Here is a 1,530-nt window from a genome sequence, read left to right on the forward strand (position 1 = left end):
GTATAGCTACCTGCATCAAGCGTGATTGAACCACTTTCAGTACCATCAATACTAATGGTGAATTCATCATTATTTGCATCAATAGTTGTACTAGCACCTAAACTTACAGCGCCCGATAGCTCTCCTCTTGTCGCAGCAGTCGTTATGTTAATATCATAACTGCCCGGCTTAGTGTTGATACTTGCAGTACCAAAGCTTACTTGAGCATCGCTGGCTCGCCCTTGATCACTGAACAAAGCCGAAACATCATCTGGGTGCGAATCAAGCTGATCACTAAGAGTGTCTTCATTTAGGCTTAGCAAACCAGTTTGATAATCTGTCGTAATACCAATATCTGCCAAACTACGGACATTTGCATTTTCCAAACCACCAACCGTCGAACCCAATACGCGTCGTACCTGATTCATCATACTTCGAGTTGTCGAGTCACCAAGCAAAATGCCCGCTTCAGCCCCACCACTAGGGTCAAACTCACTATTGTCGTTCACCAAAGTCTGTAGAGCATTAAACTTCTCTACAAATTCTGAAACTTTCTCGACCACAGCAGTGTGATCATTTTGAACAGATAAAGCGGCTGGCGAACCATCATTTGTGCCACTCAGGGTCAGGGTTAAACCTGGAATAGCGTCATAAATCTCATTACTTGAGCGCGTGATCGGTACACCATTCAATTTGAATGATGCATCCGCGGCTGGTTGACTCTGTATTAAGTTAGTCGCTCCCGCGGTGTAGGCGAGTCGAGAAAGACCATTTGCATCTGTGTTACTTGCATCACCGGTGTCCGAAACAGAAATATCGATCGTTTTATCCAGACCCGTTTCATCGGCATTGAATACAAGCTTATAGCCAGTTCCCGTGTAAAGAACTGAAGCCGTCATGCCTACATCAGATTCAGAATTGATCGCTGCAGCAATACCATCAAGCGTATTATTACTATTATCGATAGTAACGTTAGTCGTTTTTCCATCAACCACTATCGTTAAAGAGCCTTCACCAATCGCTGTTGTATCGGAGTCATTAAACTCAGTAGAAGTAAGCGTTTGAGAGACTGCTAAAGCGGTAACTTCAAGCGTATGAACTGATGGAGTTGCATCATTGGAGTCTACCACTGCAGAGAATGCAGAGTTCCCAGAAGAAACCGTTTTTGATTCGAATAACTCAGGATTTGCCAGTGTACGCGAAGGTAGGCGAAGATCTGTAATAGCGGACTTTATTTGACCAAAAATTGACAGTTCAGCATTTACGTCAGCTTCTTGACTGTCCAGACGAGCCTCGACCGGAGCACGCTCCGCACTAGCGAGATTCTCTATTAACTCGCTAGTTAGAACACCCGAGCCTATTCCGACTGAAGATACACTGGCCATAACATCCACCTACTCACCTGTAATCACCAAAAGTGCTCTATATCAGATATAGCGCGAAAGCCGATATTTTCTTGCTTTCAATATTTTAGTGATTAACGAATACTAAAGGGTAAACAGCTTAACAGCGTTATTGAACCCTGCCTATAAATAGTATCGGCAGGCAACA

The 1,530-nt window shown here is 43.9% G+C and carries 1 protein-coding gene; it reads right to left on the reverse strand.

Translation table 11 applies throughout. The features are described 5' to 3' along the window. A partial coding sequence (gene fliD, locus A3757_RS23975) for a flagellar filament capping protein FliD (RefSeq protein ID WP_068740426.1) occupies window positions 1-1,364 on the reverse strand: 1,364 nt, incomplete at its 3' end. Window positions 1,365-1,530: the final 166 nt, after the last annotated feature.

It is taken from the genome of Oleiphilus sp. HI0117, from assembly GCF_001635235.1.